This window comes from Herminiimonas sp. NPDC097707 (genome assembly GCF_044761395.1).
Lineage (GTDB): Bacteria > Pseudomonadota > Gammaproteobacteria > Burkholderiales > Burkholderiaceae_D > Oxalicibacterium.
On the sequence record NZ_JBIWCI010000001.1, the window covers coordinates 63,148 to 81,416 of the forward strand.

General features: G+C 55.8%; 15 protein-coding genes and 1 other RNA gene. 12 read left to right on the forward strand and 4 right to left on the reverse strand.

All coding sequences use genetic code 11. The features are described 5' to 3' along the window. Positions 1 to 68: 68 nt before the first annotated feature. The gene (locus ACIQW9_RS00330) at positions 69 to 1,805 is read right to left on the reverse strand and encodes an ArnT family glycosyltransferase (protein ID WP_402331457.1); all 1,737 of its coding nucleotides are present in this window, start codon (positions 1,803 to 1,805) and stop codon (positions 69 to 71) included. A 104-nt stretch (positions 1,806 to 1,909) separates the two neighbouring features. Next, positions 1,910 to 2,176, reverse strand: a complete 267-nt coding sequence (locus ACIQW9_RS00335) for a type B 50S ribosomal protein L31 (protein WP_011870238.1) — start codon at positions 2,174 to 2,176, stop codon at positions 1,910 to 1,912. 218 nt (positions 2,177 to 2,394) lie between these two features. Here ACIQW9_RS00335 and ACIQW9_RS00340 point away from each other — a divergent pair, with 218 nt between their 5' ends. Then, positions 2,395 to 3,003 carry a trimeric intracellular cation channel family protein gene (locus ACIQW9_RS00340; protein WP_402337790.1) on the forward strand — a complete coding sequence of 203 codons (609 nt, stop codon included), beginning with the start codon at positions 2,395 to 2,397 and terminating at the stop codon, positions 3,001 to 3,003. A 129-nt stretch (positions 3,004 to 3,132) separates the two neighbouring features. On the opposite strand, the gene rho is transcribed toward ACIQW9_RS00340, so the two are convergent. Together rho and trxA are read right to left on the reverse strand one after the other, a co-directional pair. Then, a complete protein-coding gene (gene rho / locus ACIQW9_RS00345; RefSeq protein ID WP_011870240.1) occupies positions 3,133 to 4,398 on the reverse strand; it encodes a transcription termination factor Rho in 1,266 nt (421 codons plus the stop codon). Positions 4,399 to 4,513: 115 nt separating this feature from the next. Next, on the reverse strand, positions 4,514 to 4,840 hold the full coding sequence (trxA, locus tag ACIQW9_RS00350) for a thioredoxin TrxA (RefSeq protein WP_011870241.1): 327 nt from the start codon (positions 4,838 to 4,840) through the stop codon (positions 4,514 to 4,516). A 297-nt stretch (positions 4,841 to 5,137) separates the two neighbouring features. Between trxA and ACIQW9_RS00355 the strand changes: the two genes are divergently transcribed. The 11 genes from ACIQW9_RS00355 (at position 5,138) to epsF (ending at position 18,227) form a co-directional block, all read left to right on the forward strand. After that, positions 5,138 to 7,834, forward strand: coding sequence for a PD-(D/E)XK nuclease family protein (locus ACIQW9_RS00355; protein WP_402331462.1), 2,697 nt, complete (start codon positions 5,138 to 5,140; stop codon positions 7,832 to 7,834). Beyond that, positions 7,834 to 11,124, forward strand: a complete 3,291-nt coding sequence (locus ACIQW9_RS00360; RefSeq protein WP_402331465.1) for a UvrD-helicase domain-containing protein — start codon at positions 7,834 to 7,836, stop codon at positions 11,122 to 11,124. Before ACIQW9_RS00355 ends, ACIQW9_RS00360 begins: the two co-directional genes overlap by 1 nt. Before the next feature lie 154 nt (positions 11,125 to 11,278). Continuing rightward, the gene (locus ACIQW9_RS00365) at positions 11,279 to 11,515 is read left to right on the forward strand and encodes a DUF904 domain-containing protein (RefSeq protein ID WP_402331467.1); all 237 of its coding nucleotides are present in this window, start codon (positions 11,279 to 11,281) and stop codon (positions 11,513 to 11,515) included. Then, complete coding sequence (locus ACIQW9_RS00370; RefSeq protein WP_011870245.1) at positions 11,512 to 11,823, forward strand: cell division protein ZapA; 312 nt, start codon at positions 11,512 to 11,514, stop codon at positions 11,821 to 11,823. The genes ACIQW9_RS00365 and ACIQW9_RS00370 overlap by 4 nt, the downstream gene beginning before the upstream one ends. 48 nt (positions 11,824 to 11,871) lie before the next feature. Continuing rightward, positions 11,872 to 12,050, forward strand: a non-coding RNA gene (gene ssrS / locus ACIQW9_RS00375) — 6S RNA. 123 nt (positions 12,051 to 12,173) lie between these two features. After that, positions 12,174 to 12,647 carry an EVE domain-containing protein gene (locus ACIQW9_RS00380; protein ID WP_402331470.1) on the forward strand — a complete coding sequence of 158 codons (474 nt, stop codon included), beginning with the start codon at positions 12,174 to 12,176 and terminating at the stop codon, positions 12,645 to 12,647. Positions 12,648 to 13,236: 589 nt separating this feature from the next. Continuing rightward, complete coding sequence (locus ACIQW9_RS00385; RefSeq protein ID WP_402331473.1) at positions 13,237 to 13,392, forward strand: hypothetical protein; 156 nt, start codon at positions 13,237 to 13,239, stop codon at positions 13,390 to 13,392. Continuing rightward, the gene (gene epsL / locus ACIQW9_RS00390; protein ID WP_402331476.1) at positions 13,382 to 14,587 is read left to right on the forward strand and encodes an XrtB/PEP-CTERM-associated polysaccharide biosynthesis outer membrane protein EpsL; all 1,206 of its coding nucleotides are present in this window, start codon (positions 13,382 to 13,384) and stop codon (positions 14,585 to 14,587) included. Before ACIQW9_RS00385 ends, epsL begins: the two co-directional genes overlap by 11 nt. After that, the gene (locus ACIQW9_RS00395; protein ID WP_402331479.1) at positions 14,577 to 15,980 is read left to right on the forward strand and encodes an undecaprenyl-phosphate glucose phosphotransferase; all 1,404 of its coding nucleotides are present in this window, start codon (positions 14,577 to 14,579) and stop codon (positions 15,978 to 15,980) included. The genes epsL and ACIQW9_RS00395 overlap by 11 nt, the downstream gene beginning before the upstream one ends. Before the next feature lie 35 nt (positions 15,981 to 16,015). Then, complete coding sequence (gene epsE / locus ACIQW9_RS00400; RefSeq protein WP_402331482.1) at positions 16,016 to 16,819, forward strand: polysaccharide export protein EpsE; 804 nt, start codon at positions 16,016 to 16,018, stop codon at positions 16,817 to 16,819. Between the two features lie 13 nt (positions 16,820 to 16,832). Next, on the forward strand, positions 16,833 to 18,227 hold the full coding sequence (epsF, locus tag ACIQW9_RS00405) for a chain length determinant protein EpsF (RefSeq protein WP_402331485.1): 1,395 nt from the start codon (positions 16,833 to 16,835) through the stop codon (positions 18,225 to 18,227). Positions 18,228 to 18,269 lie beyond the last annotated feature (42 nt).

Genomic DNA, 18,269 nt, shown 5'->3' on the forward strand with positions numbered 1-18,269 from the left:
TTGCTTCCATGCGATGCCGGTCGCAAAGGCCACCTTGTCATTCATTAAACGACAACGGTGCGTATCTATTATTCCTGCCCGGGCTGCGTCGCGTAGATGCGTCGATAAAGCCGGAAGCGCTCGTCGCGATCGGCGGGGCGGCGGCCGTGCCAGATTAGTTGCCATTGCAATTTGTCGCGCGTGATGGTCTGTGCTGCATCATTGCCGCGATGATGGTCTTGCAGCAGCAGGTAATCGCAATTCTTGTCGCCGAAGCGGGCGAACGGAACGTTACCGAAATAGGCGAACGAGGCGCGTTGCGAGGCGCCGACATTGCTGGCGACGCAGCGTTTTACTTTCGGCAATGCAGCGTCAACCTGTTGCGCAACGCCGGCATAACTCTTGATGTAATTGCCCCATGGCAGCCACAAGGTCATGAGCAGCAGCCAGCACAGGATAATTCCGCCGGACGATAGCACCACGGCGCGCCACAGCACGGAAGGGCGGCGCGATATGCGCCAGTGCACGATCCAGATCCATCCTGCGGTTGCGGCAGCGGCCACGATAAAAGACAGCAGATTGAATTCCGGTTTGAAGCCGGGGGCGATCTTGAATGCATTTTTGGCGATCTGTGCCGGCCAGCCGGTTTGCTTGGCGACCCAGCCCAGCCAGATGAAGCTGGCGCAGGTGCTCAGCATCATGACCGAGAACCAGTCCACCGCATTGATGGCACCGCGTTTCATCGTGGGCAAGCCGAATGCGGCGAGGATGGCCAGCATAGGCAGCAGCGGTAATAAAATCGCTTCTTCGCCACGCGGATTCAGCAAGGCGAGTACCAGCAGGGCGGCAAAAAAGGTCAGCGGCAATGTGATATGCAGTGCTTCATGCTGACGACGCCAGGCGTAGATGGCCCAGATTGCAAACGGCCATGCCGGCCACGCAAACCAGATCGCGTTTTTCAGGAAGTATTGCAGAGTGGACCACGATGGCATGCCGATCTGACGGACATTCCATGCCATCCACGCATCGCTTGGCGCATTGCCGTAAGGCTGAACCTGTTGGCTGGCAAATATCCATGCGCCTGCCACCAGGGCTGCCAGCGGCAATGCAACCAGTATCAGGCGCAGCAGGAGTGCGCGTTCGCGTACAGATGCCAGCACCAGTACGCCTAGCCACAAGGCGAGCGGAACCACCCAGCCGCGCGACAGCACCAGCAAGCCCAGCACCAGGCCGAATGCCATTGCGCTGCGCAGCGAGTGCGATTCAAACAGGCGCGTAACGGTGTAGAGCGAAAATGCGATCAGCGATACCTGCAATGCCTCCGTGGTGGTGCCGTGACTATGTACCAGCAAACCCAGGCAACCGAGGTAAATCAGCAGTGCGCCATCGGCCAGTGTACGGCCGAAATCGCGCGGTTCCGGCTGGCCGCCGAAGGCGAGTTTCAGCGGTTGTGCTTCCGGCCGACGGCCGAGCAGATAGGTGGTGTACCAGACTGATGTCGAGCCGAGCAGGAAGAAACTGATGGGCGCGATGCGCGCAGCCATCGGATCGCCTAGCAGCCAGCCGAACAACTTGATGCAGATGGCGCCCAGCCAGAATGCCAGCGGGCCTTCGTCCGGCATAGCCAGGCCGACGATGTTCGGTGCGAGCCAGTCGAGCAGCGAGCCGTGCGCCATCGTCCACATGATGCCGAAACCGGCAGCATCGTCAGGCTTCCAGGGGTCGCGTCCGATCAGGCCGGGCAGAATGTACAGCAAACACAGTGCGAACAACGCCCAGCGCGGGAGAGCATGCGTAGCGGAGGCGGGGAGGCGGACTGGCTTCATGAAGGCGATGGCTGTTTTTATTGGGTTCGGCGTATTGTGCCGGAAAAATACTTTGCGAACAAAAAAGGCAGCCGTAGCTGCCTTTTTGAAACGCGGTGACGAAATTATTCAGCCATTTGCGTTTTGGAACCGACGGTACCGAACTTCTTGCGGAATTTGTCCACGCGACCTGCGGTATCAACGATTTTATGTTTGCCGGTGTAGAACGGATGCGATTCCGACGAAACCTCGATTTTTACCAGTGGGTATTCTGTGCCTTCAAATTCAATTTTTTCACGGGTGTTGATGGTCGAACGGGTGATGAATTTGAAATCGTTAGAAACGTCGTGGAACAAAACTTCACGGTATTCCGGGTGAATGCCAGCTTTCATGATTTGCCTTAAATAGTTTTGGTAGCCAATGAGCACTTCGTCGGTCGCACTGCTTCTTGACCCGATTGCCTATCACTTGCCGAGGTTGGAACGAGCCGAGAATTATACATTGAAAAATCAATAAAATCATGGGTTTGCGACAAGTTTGCTGATATCGTTGCACTGTTGCAATCACGTCATGTTCAGGAGGGTTTGTGGCAATTGGTTTGCAGGATGGCATGAGTACCTTGTTGCAGGCGGTGGAAGTCTGCGGAATCATCGCCTTTGCCTGTTCCGGCTTTATCGAGGCGCGGCGCAAGGAAATGGATCTGGTCGGCGTGTTTATCGTGGCATTTATTACGGCATTCGGCGGCGGCACGTTGCGCGACATGCTGCTAGATAGGCGTCCGCTGTTCTGGGTTGAGCATCAGGAATACGCGATTCTGGTTTTTGTTCTGGCGCTGCTGGCCTGGCCGTTTTTCACGCATCTGCGTTCAGCCGTTGCTGAAAAGATAATTGTGATTGCCGATGCGTTTGGTTTGGGATTATTCAGCGCGGTTGGCGCATCGCTGGCGCTGGAAGCGCAGATGCCGATTTTCATCTGCGCGATGATGGGCGTGACGACGGGTATTTTCGGTGGCGTGCTGCGCGATGTCTTGTGCAATGAAATCCCGATGGTATTCCGGCGCGGCCAGTTGTATGCCACCTGTTCATTTGTCGGTTGCTGGGTTTACCTGCTAATGGAGTTGCTGCAGATATCCTCGGCGCTGGCGCTGATTTCCAGCATAGTCGTGACATCGGCGATGCGTTTGCTGGCGGTCAGGCTGGATTTGAAATTGCCGGGTTGAACGATGCAGGCTTGAAAAGAACACGGCAATAAAAAAGCCCGTTTTCATTTGCAGAGCATGCAAGGAAAACGGGCTTTTTGATTTCAGCCTTGTCGGCTGAAAATCCTCAAACAGGATGTCGTGTATTGATTACGAATTACCGCGACGCATCATGTCGAAGAATTCTGCGTTGTTCTTGGTCGCCTTCATCTTGTCGAGGATGAATTCCATCGCTTCGATCTCGTCCATGCCGTACAGCAGTTTGCGCAAGACCCAGATCTTCTGCAGTTGATCCGGCTTGATCAGCAACTCTTCGCGACGGGTGCCGGATTTGTTCAGGTTGATCGCAGGGTAGACGCGCTTCTCGGCCAGACGGCGTTCGAGATGCACTTCCATATTGCCGGTACCCTTGAATTCTTCGTAGATCACGTCATCCATACGGCTGCCGGTTTCGATCAGCGCGGTAGCGATGATGGTCAGCGAGCCGCCTTCTTCGATATTACGTGCAGCGCCGAAGAAGCGTTTTGGACGTTGCAATGCGTTGGCATCCACACCACCGGTCAATACCTTGCCGGAGGCCGGGATCACGGTGTTATAGGCGCGTGCCAGACGGGTGATCGAGTCGAGCAGAATCACGACGTCTTTTTTCATTTCAACCAGACGCTTGGCTTTTTCCAAAACCATTTCCGCAACTTGTACGTGACGTGTAGCCGGTTCATCAAAGGTCGATGCCACCACTTCGCCGCGTACCGAACGCTGCATCTCGGTCACTTCTTCAGGGCGTTCGTCGATCAGCAACACGATCATCACGACATCCGGATGATTGGTGGTGATCGCATGTGCGATGTGTTGCAGGATCACGGATTTGCCGGATTTAGGCGATGCCACCAGCAAGCCGCGCTGGCCTTTACCGATAGGCGCGATCAGATCGATGACGCGGCCGGTGATGTTTTCTTCGCCGCGCATATCGCGTTCAAGCAGCAGAGGCTTGTTCGGGTGCAGCGGCGTCAGGTTTTCAAACAGAATGCGGTGCTTCGATGCTTCCGGCGCCTCGCCGTTGACCTTGTCGACCTTGACCAATGCAAAGTAGCGTTCGCCGTCTTTTGGCGTGCGTACTTCGCCCTCGATCGAATCGCCGGTGTGCAGATTGAAGCGGCGGATTTGAGAAGGTGAAATATAAATGTCGTCAGTGGACGCCATGTAGCTGGCGTCGGGCGAGCGCAGGAAACCAAAGCCGTCAGGCAATACTTCGAGGGCGCCATCGCCAAAAATTTGTTCTCCTGATTTCGCGCGTTTCTTGAGAATCGCGAACATCAGTTCTTGTTTGCGCAAGCGCGCAGCGTTGTCGATGTCCAGGCTGATTGCCATTTCTAGCAGAGCGGAGACGTGTAACGCCTTTAATTCGGATAAATGCATATGTTTGAGTTTCCCGGGATGGGATATAAAAAGGTAGGGGAGGGGACTGCGTGGTGGTGTTAGCTTGTTTAATAAGGCAGCGATGCGGGCGCATCGCTGCGTTTTTTATTTTATATCAGATATTGCTGTCGATGAAAGCAGTCAATTGGCCTTTTGCCAATGCACCGACTTTTTGTGCCGCCGGTACGCCGTTCTTGAACAGAATCAGCGTTGGAATGCCGCGAATGCCGAATTTGGCTGGAATAGCCTGGTTCGCATCAACGTCCATTTTGGCGATACGAATCTTGCCAGCGTATTCCTTGGCGACGTCTTCCAGGATAGGCGCAATCATTTTGCATGGACCGCACCATTCGGCCCAGAAGTCGACCAGGACAGGCGTATCGGATTTCAGTACGTCTGTATCAAAAGACGCATCGGTAATATGTGTGATGTTTTCGCTCATGTGTGTCTCGAGTTTGAGAAGAAAAGAATAAATCAGCGCCTTGGTGATAACCGTTCTTGTCGGTATTTTCCTGCAGCGCCTCCGGGTACTGGAACAGAGATGGAGGCGTTGCGTTTTAATTCAAGTTTTGAAGGTGAGGCAAGAGGTAATCAGGCGGGGTCTGGGCAAATCATAACCTATTTTATAAAAAGTAGGGCATTGCCTATAAAATTTTGCGTCGCCTCGCATAAAATGCCCCTTACTCTGCCTGTCATGACTGTATTTTCTGACGCCCTCTACCTTTCACATCGAGCCCCGATGCCGTCTAGCGCCACCATACTGATTCCACCTTCCACTGTCTTTTGGGACGATGCTGCGCGCGCATTACTGCAAAGCGACGAGCATGGGCGGAATCAGGGAGCAGCGATCAGCGATCTTTCCGCGCTGCGCGTGCTGGTGTCAACCTTCGCGCATATACAGTTATTGAAAAATGCATTGGCGCGCCAGATAGGCGGCGCCTTCATTCCGCCGACGATTACCTCGCTGTCCGAATATATCCGCCAGTTGCCACCAAGCGGTACGGCGGCGACTGCGGCGAGCGAGCGACTGATGTCGCTGTATGCGGACTTGCGCCAGCATGCATGGCTGAAAAAACTGTTCAGCGCACGGCGCAATACCGATTTGCTGCCGCTGGCCGAAATTCTGCTGGCGCTGTCCGATGAATTGACGCAAGCCATGCTGCCGTCGTTGAAGACGTCGCCGGATGCCGGTTATGCGCGCTGGCAGGCGGCGCTGGAACAATTGTCGCCGGTCGCGCGCAATCTGCTGTCGGATGAAACGCAACTGGTGTGGACGATCTGGAAAAGCCAGCTCGACGCCAGCGATGCGAATGTCATGCGTTATGCACAGATGATGCGCCTGGTGCAGCAGGTGGAACACATGCAGCAGCCTCTGTTCTGGATCAGCCCGGTTGCGCCGGATGCAATGGAGCAGGCCTTTCTCGACGCATATGGCGCACGGCAGGCCTTGACCGTGCTGACGCTGGATTGGCATGCGCACTCTATTAATAGTACGTATGCGGCAGCCTGGCCGGAAATGCTGGTCGATGAGACGGGCAGCGCGGCATTGCCGATTGCCACGCCATCAGGTTTGAAATTGCATGCGGCGCAAAATATGGAAGCGGAAGCCAGGGCCGGTGCACAAACCGTGATCGACTGGCTGCAGCAGGGCAAAACGAATATCGCCATCGTCGCGCAGGATCGCGTTGTGGCACGCCGTATTCGTGCCTTGCTGGAGCGCGCACAGATTATGGTGGCCGATGAAACCGGCTGGAAGCTCTCCACGACGCGCGCGGCCTCTGCCATTGCGGCCTGGCTGGAACTGGTCGCAGCCCGCGCTGAAACGGCAGGCTTGCTGGACTTCCTGAAATCGCCCTTTGTGTTCGCCGACATGGCTGACAAGGCAGAGCAGGTGATGGTCAGCGAAATTGCATTGCAACGCGCGAAAGTATTGAGCGGCTGGGAAGCGGTCAGCGATGCCTTGACTGCAGCACCGGCCGCGCAAAAGATGATGACACTGCTGGCGCAGCAGGCATCCGGTTTTACAGGCCGCAAGACGCTGTGCGAATGGATAGCCGCCACGCAGCAGATGCTGCTTGTGTTCGGCATGCGCGACGCCTTGCAGGCCGATGCCGCCGGTGCACAGCTGATTCAATTGCTGCAGGATGTTGCGCAGGATTGCGTGCAGGTCGGTCATACATTTTCCTTTGCAGAGTGGCGCGCCTTCCTCAATCTGCAACTGGAAGCGAAAGCCTTTGTGCAAGTCAATCAGGACAAACGCGTCGTGATGCTGCCCTTGAACGGCGCGCGCCTGCGCAGCTTCGATGCCGTCCTGATGGTGGGCGCGGATGCCGAGCATCTTCCTTCGCAGCCGATGGAGACACTGTTTTTTGCCAATGTGGTGCGGCGCGAACTCGGGCTGGCCACGCGCGAAAGCCGGCAGCGCCAGCAATTGCGCGATGTGACGGAATTATTGTCGGCCAATGATTGCGTGGTTCTGTCGTGGCAGGCGCACAAGAATGGCGAACCGAATCCGGTCAGTCCGTGGATAGAGCGACTGGAGCTGTGTCTGGCGCGCGCCGGCCTGGCGCCGCTTGCAAAGCATGAAGTGCAGATTGCGCCACGCCATCTGCAGCCGACACCAGTGCTGATGCCTGCGCCTGCTGCGCCGCAATTGCTGCCGCAAAAACTTTCCGCCAGTGGCTACAACAGCCTGGTCGCCTGTCCGTATCAGTTCTTCGCCACCCGCATGCTGGGTTTGTCCGGTATCGATGATGTATCGGATATGCCGGAGAAGCGCGATTACGGCGATTGGCTGCATCAGATACTGGCGCAGTTCCATCAGACTTTGCAGGAAGCACCGGTTCCATTGGCGGAACGTGCGCCCTTGCTGCAGCAAATATCGGATCGCATCTTTGCGCATGAGCTCGACAAGAGCGCGGCTGCACTCGGTTATTACGCGCGCTGGCAAAAAGCCATGCCGGCCTATCTGGAATGGATAGGCGAGCGGGAAAGTCAGGGCTGGCATTTTGTCCTCGGCGAAGAAAAATTCGAAAAGCTGTTGCGTTGGGACGGCGGCGAAATTGTGCTGCACGGCCGCGTCGATCGCATGGATGAAAATGCCGAGGGCGAGCGTGCGGTGCTCGATTACAAAAGCACGAATCAGGGCGCTTTGCGCGACAAGCTCAGGCAGGGCGAAGATCATCAATTACCGTTTTACGGCCTGCTGTCGGGTACCGCCTTGAGTGCAGCCCTGTACGTACCGCTGGAAGCGACCAGAGACAAGATCAAGGAAGTCGAAGCACCCGACTATGAAGTATGGCAGCACAATCTGGAGGAGCAAATTGTCCGCAACATGCAGGCGATTACGCACGGTGCGCCTCTGCCTGCCACCGGCCCAGAACCGGTTTGCCAGTATTGCGATGTGCGCGGACTGTGCCGTAAAGGAGCATGGTAATGAATGAGCCACACATGAATACGTCTGCGCCGCGCGCATATGAAGTTAACGGTGCACAGGCCGACGCAGAACGTTTCGTCGCCCTGGCCTGCGATCCTGCGCGTTCGGTGGTGGTGGAAGCCTGCGCCGGCAGCGGCAAGACCTGGCTGCTGGTGGCGCGCGTGTTGCGCCTGCTGCTGGCCGGCACCGAGCCGGCAGCGATACTGGCGATTACGTTTACGCGCAAGGCGGCGCAGGAAATGCGCGAGCGCTTGATGCAATTGCTGCATGAACTGACGCTGAAGCCGGAAGCGGATGTGCTGACGCTGCTGCGCGAACGCGGCGTTGCAGAGCACGAACTGCCAGCGCTGTTGCCGGTGGCGCGCGGTTTGTATGAGCGTGTATTGCGCAGTCCGCAAGCGCTCTCCATCGATACTTTTCACAGCTGGTTTGCACGGCTGGTGCAGATTGCACCGCTGGCATCCGGCGTGCCGCACGGCTATGCACTGACGGAATCCACCGGAGAATTATTGTCGGATGCCTACAGCCGTTTCATGCAAACGGTGAACGAGGCTGACAATCAGGATGTGAAAGATGCGCTGATCGCGCTGTACGCACAAGTCGGTGACAGTAATGCGCGCAATCTGCTGGATGCGTTTATTGCCAAGCGCGCCGAATGGTGGGCCTCGGTGCAGAACGGCGAGCCGATTGAATGGCTGCGTGAATTATGCGGCGAAGATGGAGAGGCAGATGCACGCCTGACGCTGTGGGACGATGCGCATGCTGTCGCGCGTATCGGTCAGATCGCGCGCCTGCTCGGACACGGTGGCGTCGCCAATCAGAAACGCGCTGTTGCTATTGAAAGCGCCATGTCCGCTGGCGCCAGCGTGAAAAATTTTACTGAGCTGTGCAAGGAATTTTTCGATGACAAAGGTGCTTTCCGCAGAAACGGTTCGACCAAGGGCTTTGTAAAGGCGCTGGAAGACAATCTCGGTGAAAACGGCCTGCATGCGTTTGAACAGGAATTTGAACGGCAGGGCGAAGCGCTGAAGACGATACTCCGCCGCAGCATGGAGCCGATGGTGATTGCGCTCAATCGCGCATTGTTTACAGTCGGCGCCGCTTATCTGGAAATCTATCAGACGGTGAAGGCCGAACAGCGGGTATTCGATTTCGCCGATCTGGAATGGCAAGCCTATCGCCTGCTGACCAATGAAGAACATGCGGCTTATCTGCAAAGCCGTCTCGATGCACGTTACCGTCATGTATTGCTGGATGAATTTCAGGATACCAATCCGCTGCAGTGGAGCATCGTGCAGGCGTGGCTGAATGCCTACGGCGACGATGCCGACAAGCCCAGCATGTTTGTGGTCGGCGATCCCAAGCAATCGATCTATCGCTTCCGTCGCGCCGAGCCACGCGTGTTTTCCGCCGCGAAGGAAACGCTGGTGGCGCAGGGCGCCGACTTCCTGCGCACCAACCAGACGCGGCGCAATGCGGCCGGCATCGTCGAGGTCCTGAATGCAAGCTTTGTCGCCAACCCGATTTACCAGCCGCAAACCACGCTGGAAAAATCGCCGGGCGCCGTGTGGCAGCTACCATTGGTGCAACAGGACAAGCTGGAAAAAGTTGTCTGGTCGCCGGCGCAGTTGCGCGACCCGCTGACCACGCCGCGCGAGGAAGAAGAGGATGCGCGTCGGCTGGAAGAAGGCCGTGCCGTGGCGCTGGCCATCCTGCAGGCGCGGACGGAACTGAAAAGCAAACATTGGTCGGACGTGATGCTGCTGGTCAAAAAGCGTACGCATTTGCGCGCGTATGAGCGCGCCTTGCGCGAAGCCGGAATTCCGTTTGCCTCCGACAAGCGCGGCGGTTTGCTGGAGTCGCTGGAAGTGGCTGATCTGATCGCCTTGCTGAACTTTCTCATTACGCCGCACGATAATCTGGCGCTGGCGCACGTACTTAAATCTCCGATCATGGCGGTATGCGACGATGAGCTGATCGTACTGGCAACGCGCCGCGAAAAAACATGGTGGCTGCGCTTGCAGGCAGAGGTGACAGAGCTGTCATCGCCGGCCTTGTTGCGCGCTGCCGGTCTGCTGGAAAAATGGCTGCAACTGGCGCCGCGCGTGCCGGTGCATGATTTGCTGGATCGTATTCTGCATGAAGGCGATGTGGTCGCGCGTTATGCGCAGACAGCCTCGCCGCTGGTGCGTGGTCAGGTGCTGGGCAATATCGAAGCGTTTACCGAACTGGCCTTGAATCTGGATGCCGGACGTTATCCCAGCCTGCCGAAATTCATCGATGCCTTGCGCCGCTTGCAAAAATCCGCCGACAGCGATGCGCCGGATGAAGCCGATATCGATGCCGCGATGGATGCGGTACGCATATTGACGATACATGGCGCCAAGGGACTGGAGGCACCCATCGTCGTGTTGCTGGATGCGAATCACAGCGATGGCGCGCGCGACGATGTCGGCGTGTTGTGCGAATGGCCGCAGGATCGCGATGCGCCTACGCATTTTTCCGTCTTCGGTCGCCAGGCCGAACGCGGCGCAGCGCGCGATGCGCTGTTTACCGAGGAAGAACAGTTGAAGCAGCAGGAAGACTGGAATCTGCTGTACGTCGCGACCACGCGTGCGAAAAACCTGCTGATCGTCAGCGGTGTGGCTGACAAACGCAGCGCCACGGTGGATGGCGTGGCAGATGGACGCTGGTATGCGCGCTTCCAGGGCGCGCAGCCTGTGCAGCCGGATGCACTGTCTTCGACAGCGACTACTGCCAGCGAAACTGAATTCTCCTTAGCTATATTCAATCCGCCTGCCTTGCCGGCGCCGCAGCTTGAGTCGACGGCGGTTTTTTCCAGTGCGGAAATTGACGAAGGTATCGCCTTGCATGCATTGATGGAGCTGTTGACGCCACCGCAAGTCTGGCCGATTACCATGCATGCGCCGGCGTTGATCGCGAAGTGGCTGGCGTGTACGCATGAAATGGCGGAAACAATCAGCGGGCAGGCTAGTGTGATTCTGGCGCAGCCGGAGCTGGCGCGTTTTTTCGATCCGGCTCAGCATCGCTTTGCACGCAACGAAATAGAAGTTGTCAGCAGCACCGGCGTTGCGCGTTTCGATCGCGCCGTCATGTTCGACGATGAATTGTGGATACTCGATTACAAGCGCAATCTGCTGGATAGTGAGCGTGCAGCGTACGCCGCGCAACTCGAACGCTACCGTGTAGCGGCGCAACAGGTATTCCCCGATGCGCGTATCCGCAGCGGATTGATTACAGTGGATGGGCGTTTGACGGAGTTGGCGTAAACCGGTTCACGTGCTGCATGCGCACATCCGGGTACAATCGATAAGCGTGTAAATCTGGCAATCCCTGACTTATTGCTGCATCAGCGGTGCCAAATTTACCGCCGGCAGCGAAAAACGCGTGGTCCGGTCATGCTATCTATTGACTGCCATTCGCATGCACAACTATAGTGACGACATGATTTCCGACTTCCACCAACTTTCCGAAAAAATCAGCCAACTGGCTGATTTGACGCAATCGCTACGCAGCGAAAATGCGGATTTGCGCATCACATCGATTGCGCTCGCCGCCGAAAACGCCGAACTGACGCGCCGCATGCAGGAAGCGCATGAGCGCGTCGCCGCCTTGCTTGAAAAAATTCCAGCGCCAGAACCAGATGAGGAAGCAGCATGATTCAGCTCGATGTATCCATCATGGGGCAATCCTATAAATTGGCGTGCAAGGAAGGCGAAGAAGGCGCATTGCAGGAAGCGGTCGCCTACCTGGACGGAAAAATGTGTGCGATACGCGATGCCGGCAAGTTGAAAGGTAACGATCGCATAGCCGTGATGGCCGCCTTGGGTGTGACTGCTGAATTACTGGCGACCAAATCGCCGGATGGCCCCTTGTCCGACATGACAATGTCGGAAGTTAAACAGAAAATTGCGGCGATGCACGAGACGCTCGATGCTGCACTTGCACCGCAAGAAAATCTATTTTAAATATCTGCAGTAATTCTTTCCCCGCAGGCGCCGATTGGAGTAAACTAAGCGTTCCTGCCGTGTTCGCCATTGCCATAATTCCTTGAACCATTTATGCGCAACGGCCGCGGAATTTTGTTCGATGGGAGTGCGCGTCGCTAGCTCGATGAACCCGAAGTTGAACTAACTGTGGCCAACTTGAACCTCTTGGTTCAGGATGCCGGCAAAGCGGCATTGGCGGGACCTGATTGCTGAAACGGCTGCATGAAAATGCAGCCGTTTTTTTATTGCCCGTTTTTCTGTAATATCTCCAGGTACTTCCTTGTTTCCATTCCCTTGTTCTTATTTTTATCACGAATAGATAAAAGCATATGCGCTACTGGCTCATGAAATCCGAACCCGGCGAAGTCAGCATCGATGATGCACTGGCGGCGCTCAATCAGACCGTGGCGTGGACTGGCGTGCGTAATTATCAGGCGCGTAATTTCATGCGTGATGCCATGCAGGTAGGTGATGGAGTGCTGTTTTATCATTCCAGTTGCGCAGAACCGGGGATAGTCGGATTGGCCGAGGTGGCGAGTACGCCTTACCCGGACGAAACACAATTCGATCCGGCCAGCCATTACTTCGATCCGAAAGCCACGCGCGAAACCCCGCGCTGGATGCTGGTCGATGTCCGCATCCGCAAGAAGACGCGCCTGCTTTCCCTCGCCGAATTACGCACGAAGCCGGAATTGGCCGATATGGTGGTGCTGCAAAAAGGCAGCCGTTTGTCTATCACACCAGTCACGGCGCAAGAGTGGCAATTCATTTGCAAGAAGTTGCTGGCAGGCGCTAATAAATAAGCAGAATTTTTCTCTCTCGCAGTTTTTTATCTGCATTCATTTCCGCGACTCATCATCGGCACGTGCTGCGATGTCACTCAGCAGTTGCGAAAAATCAGCACCCATTTGTAACCTTGTGTAACCACATGCCTGGAAACGGTGCGTGCATATATCTGTGTAAAATTTTCAAACGCGGATAATGTGCTGCTTAAAATTTAAGCAGTGATGCGCGGCATGCTTTCTGTGAACTTTTCAATTTTCCCTGCTGCGTCAAAGAGATATCGTTGTGGCCTGCGTGATGCCCTTCTGCTTGTCCTACAAGATATTTTTTCATTCTTTTCTATTCTTGAGATCAGGCAGTTTCCTCTCATCACTCTTATAAATTCTGGAAAGAAATAATTCCATTCTCTCTGCGCGCACTTCCATTTTTTGTCGTGGAACTAATTCACATTTGTGCTCCTCATACCCCCGCATTTCATATCAATACGTCAACAAGGCATACACAGCGATGCTTGCGTGACGGAACAATTTTTATCGCAGGTCAAAAAATTACCGTCGTTATCGCAATCGCCTCGTATGAACGCGCCGCAGTGACGACGCTGGAATAGGAATGGTGAAAACAATGATGTCGACATGGATACAAGGCAGAACCGGCAGCGCACAGATCAAGCGCCTTGGTTTGCGCAATATTGCCGGGCAATTTTTCGATCACAGCAATGCGCACGCTTCGCGTCGTCTGATTGCGATTATTCATCATGAAGCATAGACGCGAAAATCCGGCAGCCGGTTCGTATGTGCTGGCACTGCTTGCAGGCGCACTGACGTGTACATCGGTGCAGGCGGCGGAAGAGAGCGCGGCTGTCGATACGTTTACACCGTATGCGACTTTCGGTGCCTACTACGATGCCAATCTGTTGCGCCAGCCGGAAGCAGCGAAGCAAAGCGGTGCAGCGCTTTCCGATCGCTGGACGCGTGCTGCGATCGGCTTGCGCATGGATAAGGAACTGGGTCGACAGAGATTGACTGCGGATCTGTCTGCCAATCATGCCGAATACGATCGTTTCAGCCAATTCAATAACGATGGCAAGGATTTGCTGGCGAACTGGAAATGGGCGGCCGGCAATCAATTTTCCGGCAATGTCGGCACCAGTTATTCGGAAGGCCTGACGCCTTTCGACGACTACCGCAGTTTTGATCGCAGCATCCGCACCCAGCGCAAGAATTATGTTGATGGTTCATGGCGCTTCCACCCAAGCTGGCAACTGAACGCTGCATACAATCGCTTCGATCTGCGTTACGACACGCAAGCGCAAAATCCTTCTGAACGTAATCTCGATATGACCGATATCGGGATCGACTATCTGGCAAAAAGCGGCAACAAGGTTGGTCTGGTTGCGCGCCACATCGAGGGTCGTTATCCATATGCGGATATCAATTCCTACGACCAGAATGAATTGAAGGCCAAGGTCGATTGGCAGTTAACCGGCAAGACCTATCTGCAGTTTCTCGGCGGTTGGGCCAAGCGCGAATACGCTACCAATCCGCAACGCGATTCCAGTGTGCCTAGCGCACGCCTGACTGCGTACTGGAAGGCCACTGGCAAGACGGCCTTTTCGCTGGGAGTGTGGCGTGAGCTGGGTGCGACCGACGATCTGGCCGCCAACTATGCGCGCAATCAAGGTATCAGTGTGGGATCAACCTGGGATGCCACCAGCAAGATCAGTGTCGACGGTTTGATCATGACCGAGAAGCGCGACTACAACGGCGTGGCGGTGATGCAAGGCATAGCGCCATCGGATCGTGATGATCGCTATCGCAACGCAATGCTGGGCGTGACTTACAAACCGACTTTGCATTTACGCGTGCGCGCTTCCGTCTATCGCACGACTCTGGATTCAAATATCGCCGCGGCGTCCTACAAGACGAATGGCATTCAGATTAATACACGCTATGAATTCTGACATTAGTCAAATCAAGTATCCGGCGGATATGCCGGCCCGCAAGTTTTACCGACGCTTGCTTGATCCTCTGATTGCGATCGGATTGCTGTACCTGATCACGGTACTGTCTGGACATGTCTTCAGTGCCAATCATGTGGTGCTGGCGATTTTGACCTTCCTCATCAGCTGCACGATTTTTGGCTGGAGCGATCCATGGCGCGATGCATCGGCAGGCAACTTTCTGATGCTGGGAAAATCCATCGCACTGGCGTGGATGGCCGTCGTTGTGCTGCTGCTGTTCTTTGCGTATGTCGCCGGCTTGTTTGCCTTGTTCCTGCAACGCGAGACGCTGATCTGGCTGGCAATTACGCCTCCCGCCCTGCTGCTTGCCCAGATCGTTCTGCAGAAGGCCAGCTTCGGTTTGCATGGGAAAAGCATGCGTTCGGTCATCATGGTTGGCGTCAACGAACTGAGCGTCAAACTGGCGGAGCGCGTGGATGAGAATCCGGATTTGCGGATGGAGGTAAGCGGTTTTTTCGACGACCGGGATAGCTCGCGTCAACCGGAAGATCGACAAGTCCCGCTGCTGGGTGGCATGTCGGATATTCCATCGTATGTACGCAACAACAATATCCACACGATCTTCATCAGCCAGCCGATTTCCGCACAGCCGCGCATCCGCAAATTGCTGAATGAATTGCAGGACACCACGGCATCCATTTATTTTTTGCCGGACATCTATGTATTCGACCTGATACAGGCACGCTTCGACAGCGTGGCCGGCTTGCCGGTCGTGGCGATTTGCGAATCGCCGTTTACCGGCATCAACAGCATGGTCAAGCGCGGCAGCGACATCGTGCTGGCACTGATCATTCAGCTGATGCTGCTGCCGGTGATGCTGGGCATTGCGATTGCGATCAAGGCGACATCGCCGGGCCCGGTGATCTTCCGCCAGCGTCGCTACGGCCTGGATGGCGAAGAAATCATCGTCTACAAGTTTCGTTCGATGACCGTATGCGAAGACGGCGCGCGCGTAGTGCAGGCAACCCGCAATGATCAGCGCATCACGCGCGTGGGGGCCTTTCTGCGCCGTTCTTCACTGGACGAATTGCCGCAGTTTTTCAACGTACTGCAAGGGCGCATGAGTATCGTCGGCCCACGTCCCCATGCCGTTGCGCACAACGAGTTGTACCGCAAGAAGATCAAGGGTTACATGCTGCGCCACAAGGTGCGCCCGGGTATTACCGGCTGGGCGCAGGTGAATGGCTTTCGCGGTGAGACAGACACGCTGGACAAGATGGAAGCGCGCATTGCCTACGATCTGGATTACCTGCGGCGCTGGTCGCTGGCACTGGATTTGTGGATTATCGCGCGCACGGTAGGCGTCGTATTGAAACGTGATAACGCGTACTGATGGCAAAAATTAAATTCATGCAGATGGAGCGAATAATGAAAAAGATCATATTGAAAAATGTGCGGCAAGCCATGTTGATGGTGCTGATGGTGACGGTGGGCAGCTGGACATACGCAGCCGATGTGCCGCTCGGACCTGGCGACGTGCTGAAGATCACCGTCTTCGGCAATCCGGACCTGACACTGGAAACGCGCGTCAGCGAAGCCGGCAGCATCACCTATCCGCTGGTGGGCGATGTCAAGGTGGGCGGACTATCGTCGAATGAAGCCGAGAGAAAAATTGCCGAGCTGCTGGACAAGGGCGGTTTCGTGCGCAAGCCTCAGGTCAATCTGATGGTTACGGAGATGCAGAGCCAGCAGGTTTCGGTGCTGGGGCAGGTCAACAAGCCGGGGCGCTATCCGGTTGATGGCAAGCGCAGCCTGACCGACATCCTGGCACTGGCCGGCGGCGCCAATGAAGAGGCGGGCGATACCGTGATTCTCACCCATACGCAGGACGGCAAGACCAGCAAGGAAACCATCGATCTGCTGGCACTGGTGCGCTCCGGTGATCCGGCAAAAAATCGTCAGCTCACAGCCGGTGATTCGCTGTTTGTCGAACGCGCACCGCGTTTCTATATCTATGGCGAAGTACAGAAGCCCGGCTCCTACAAGCTGGAGCGCGACATGATGGTCTTGCAGGCACTGTCTTCCGGTGGCGGCCTCAGTCCGCGCGGTACTGAACGCGACGTGCGCATCAAGCGGCGCGATGCGAATGGCGTACTGCAAATCATCAATGTCAAACATGACGATCTGCTGAAGCCGAACGACATCGTGTATGTAAAAGAAAGCCTGTTTTGAAGCGGAAAATGTCATGACTCTTGCACAAATCCTGCGCACCTTGCGCGCCCGTTACAAGATCGCCTTGCTATTGCTGGTGGTGACGGTAATCGCCGCCTGCGCAGTCAGCCTGGTGATGTCGAAAACCTACAAGGCCACGACTTCAGTGGTCATCAATAACAAAGGTATCGATCCGGTCACCGGCCTGAGCGTACCGGCGCAACTGACGCCGGGCTACATGCCGACCCAGGTTGATGTGGTGAACAGCAAGATGGTGGCGCTGCAGGTGGTCAAGGACCTGAAGCTGGCGGAAGATCCCGCCGCTCAGGAACGCTTTGCCAGACTGGAACCGGGGCACGCGACGATACAGGACTGGCTGGCCGATGGCCTGCGCGCCAACCTGACGGTAGAGCCGGCGCGCGACAGCAGCGTGCTGAACATCAGCTTCAAGGGTGACGATGCCGAGTATGTCGCCAGAATCGCCAATGCCTTCGCGGCAGCATATCAGCAGGTCAGCGTTGATCTGAAGGTGGCGCCGGCGCAAAAAGCCAGCGGTTACATCAACGAACAGATCAAGCTGCTGCGCGAAAAATTCGAGGCTGCGCAAAACAGGATGTCTGCCTATCAAAAGAAAAACAATATTTTTAGCAGCGACAACAAGCTGGATGTCGAGACTGCGCGTTTGAATGAATTGTCCAGTCAGCTGGTGATGGCGCAAGGGCAATCGATGGAAGCAGGTTCGCGTCAGCGTCAGGTGCAAAAAAATGCAGGCGGTTCGCCCGATGTGCTGAGTAATCCGCTGATCCAGTCGCTGAAGTCAAGATTGTCGGAAGCAGAAGCCAAGTTTGCCGATACTTCAGCGCGACTCAATGTCAATCATCCGCAATATATCGCCGCCAAATCCGAAGTGGATCAGTTGCGCGCCAACCTGAATCAGCAGATAGGACTGGCGTCAACCGGCGTTGCCAGCAACGCGCGCATTCTGCAGCAACGTGAAGCGGAAGTGCGGGCTGCACTGGATGCGCAAAAGGCCAAGGTATTGGCCCTCAATAGTGCGCGCGACGAGTTGAGCGTGCTGGCCAATGAAATGGAAAACGCCAAACGTGCCTATGAAACTGCATCGCAGCGCCTGACGCAAACCAGCCTGGAAGCGCAATCGACGCAATCGGATATTTCGGTACTGACCGCTGCCGCCGTACCGCGCAGTCCTGCTTCGCCGCGCTTGCTGCTGAACCTGCTGGTTGCGCTTGTCGTGGGCAGCATACTCGGTATCGCCGCGGCGATTGCGATGGAGCTGTTCGATCATCGGGTGCGTTCGGCAGAAGACCTGACATTGCTGTTCGATTTGCCGCTACTGGGCGTGATCGAAAAATCGCGAACCATAAAACATCGACCGCAACGTCGTCCGGGCGGCCTCCTGCCGGCTTGACGAGGCGCGTTTTGCCGATAGTAAACATCTGAAATAAGGAAA

Bases quoted from the DNA above. Each gene is read 5' to 3' on its own strand.
- ACIQW9_RS00330 (WP_402331457.1), bottom strand. From the start codon at position 1,805: ATGAAGCCAGTCCGCCTCCCCGCCTCCGCTACGCATGCTCTCCCGCGC.
- ACIQW9_RS00335 (WP_011870238.1), bottom strand. From the start codon at position 2,176: ATGAAAGCTGGCATTCACCCGGAATACCGTGAAGTTTTGTTCCACGAC.
- ACIQW9_RS00340 (WP_402337790.1), top strand. From the start codon at position 2,395: ATGAGTACCTTGTTGCAGGCGGTGGAAGTCTGCGGAATCATCGCCTTT.
- rho (WP_011870240.1), bottom strand. From the start codon at position 4,398: ATGCATTTATCCGAATTAAAGGCGTTACACGTCTCCGCTCTGCTAGAA.
- trxA (WP_011870241.1), bottom strand. From the start codon at position 4,840: ATGAGCGAAAACATCACACATATTACCGATGCGTCTTTTGATACAGAC.
- ACIQW9_RS00355 (WP_402331462.1), top strand. From the start codon at position 5,138: ATGCCGTCTAGCGCCACCATACTGATTCCACCTTCCACTGTCTTTTGG.
- ACIQW9_RS00360 (WP_402331465.1), top strand. From the start codon at position 7,834: ATGAATGAGCCACACATGAATACGTCTGCGCCGCGCGCATATGAAGTT.
- ACIQW9_RS00365 (WP_402331467.1), top strand. From the start codon at position 11,279: ATGCACAACTATAGTGACGACATGATTTCCGACTTCCACCAACTTTCC.
- ACIQW9_RS00370 (WP_011870245.1), top strand. From the start codon at position 11,512: ATGATTCAGCTCGATGTATCCATCATGGGGCAATCCTATAAATTGGCG.
- ACIQW9_RS00380 (WP_402331470.1), top strand. From the start codon at position 12,174: ATGCGCTACTGGCTCATGAAATCCGAACCCGGCGAAGTCAGCATCGAT.
- ACIQW9_RS00385 (WP_402331473.1), top strand. From the start codon at position 13,237: ATGGTGAAAACAATGATGTCGACATGGATACAAGGCAGAACCGGCAGC.
- epsL (WP_402331476.1), top strand. From the start codon at position 13,382: ATGAAGCATAGACGCGAAAATCCGGCAGCCGGTTCGTATGTGCTGGCA.
- ACIQW9_RS00395 (WP_402331479.1), top strand. From the start codon at position 14,577: ATGAATTCTGACATTAGTCAAATCAAGTATCCGGCGGATATGCCGGCC.
- epsE (WP_402331482.1), top strand. From the start codon at position 16,016: ATGAAAAAGATCATATTGAAAAATGTGCGGCAAGCCATGTTGATGGTG.
- epsF (WP_402331485.1), top strand. From the start codon at position 16,833: ATGACTCTTGCACAAATCCTGCGCACCTTGCGCGCCCGTTACAAGATC.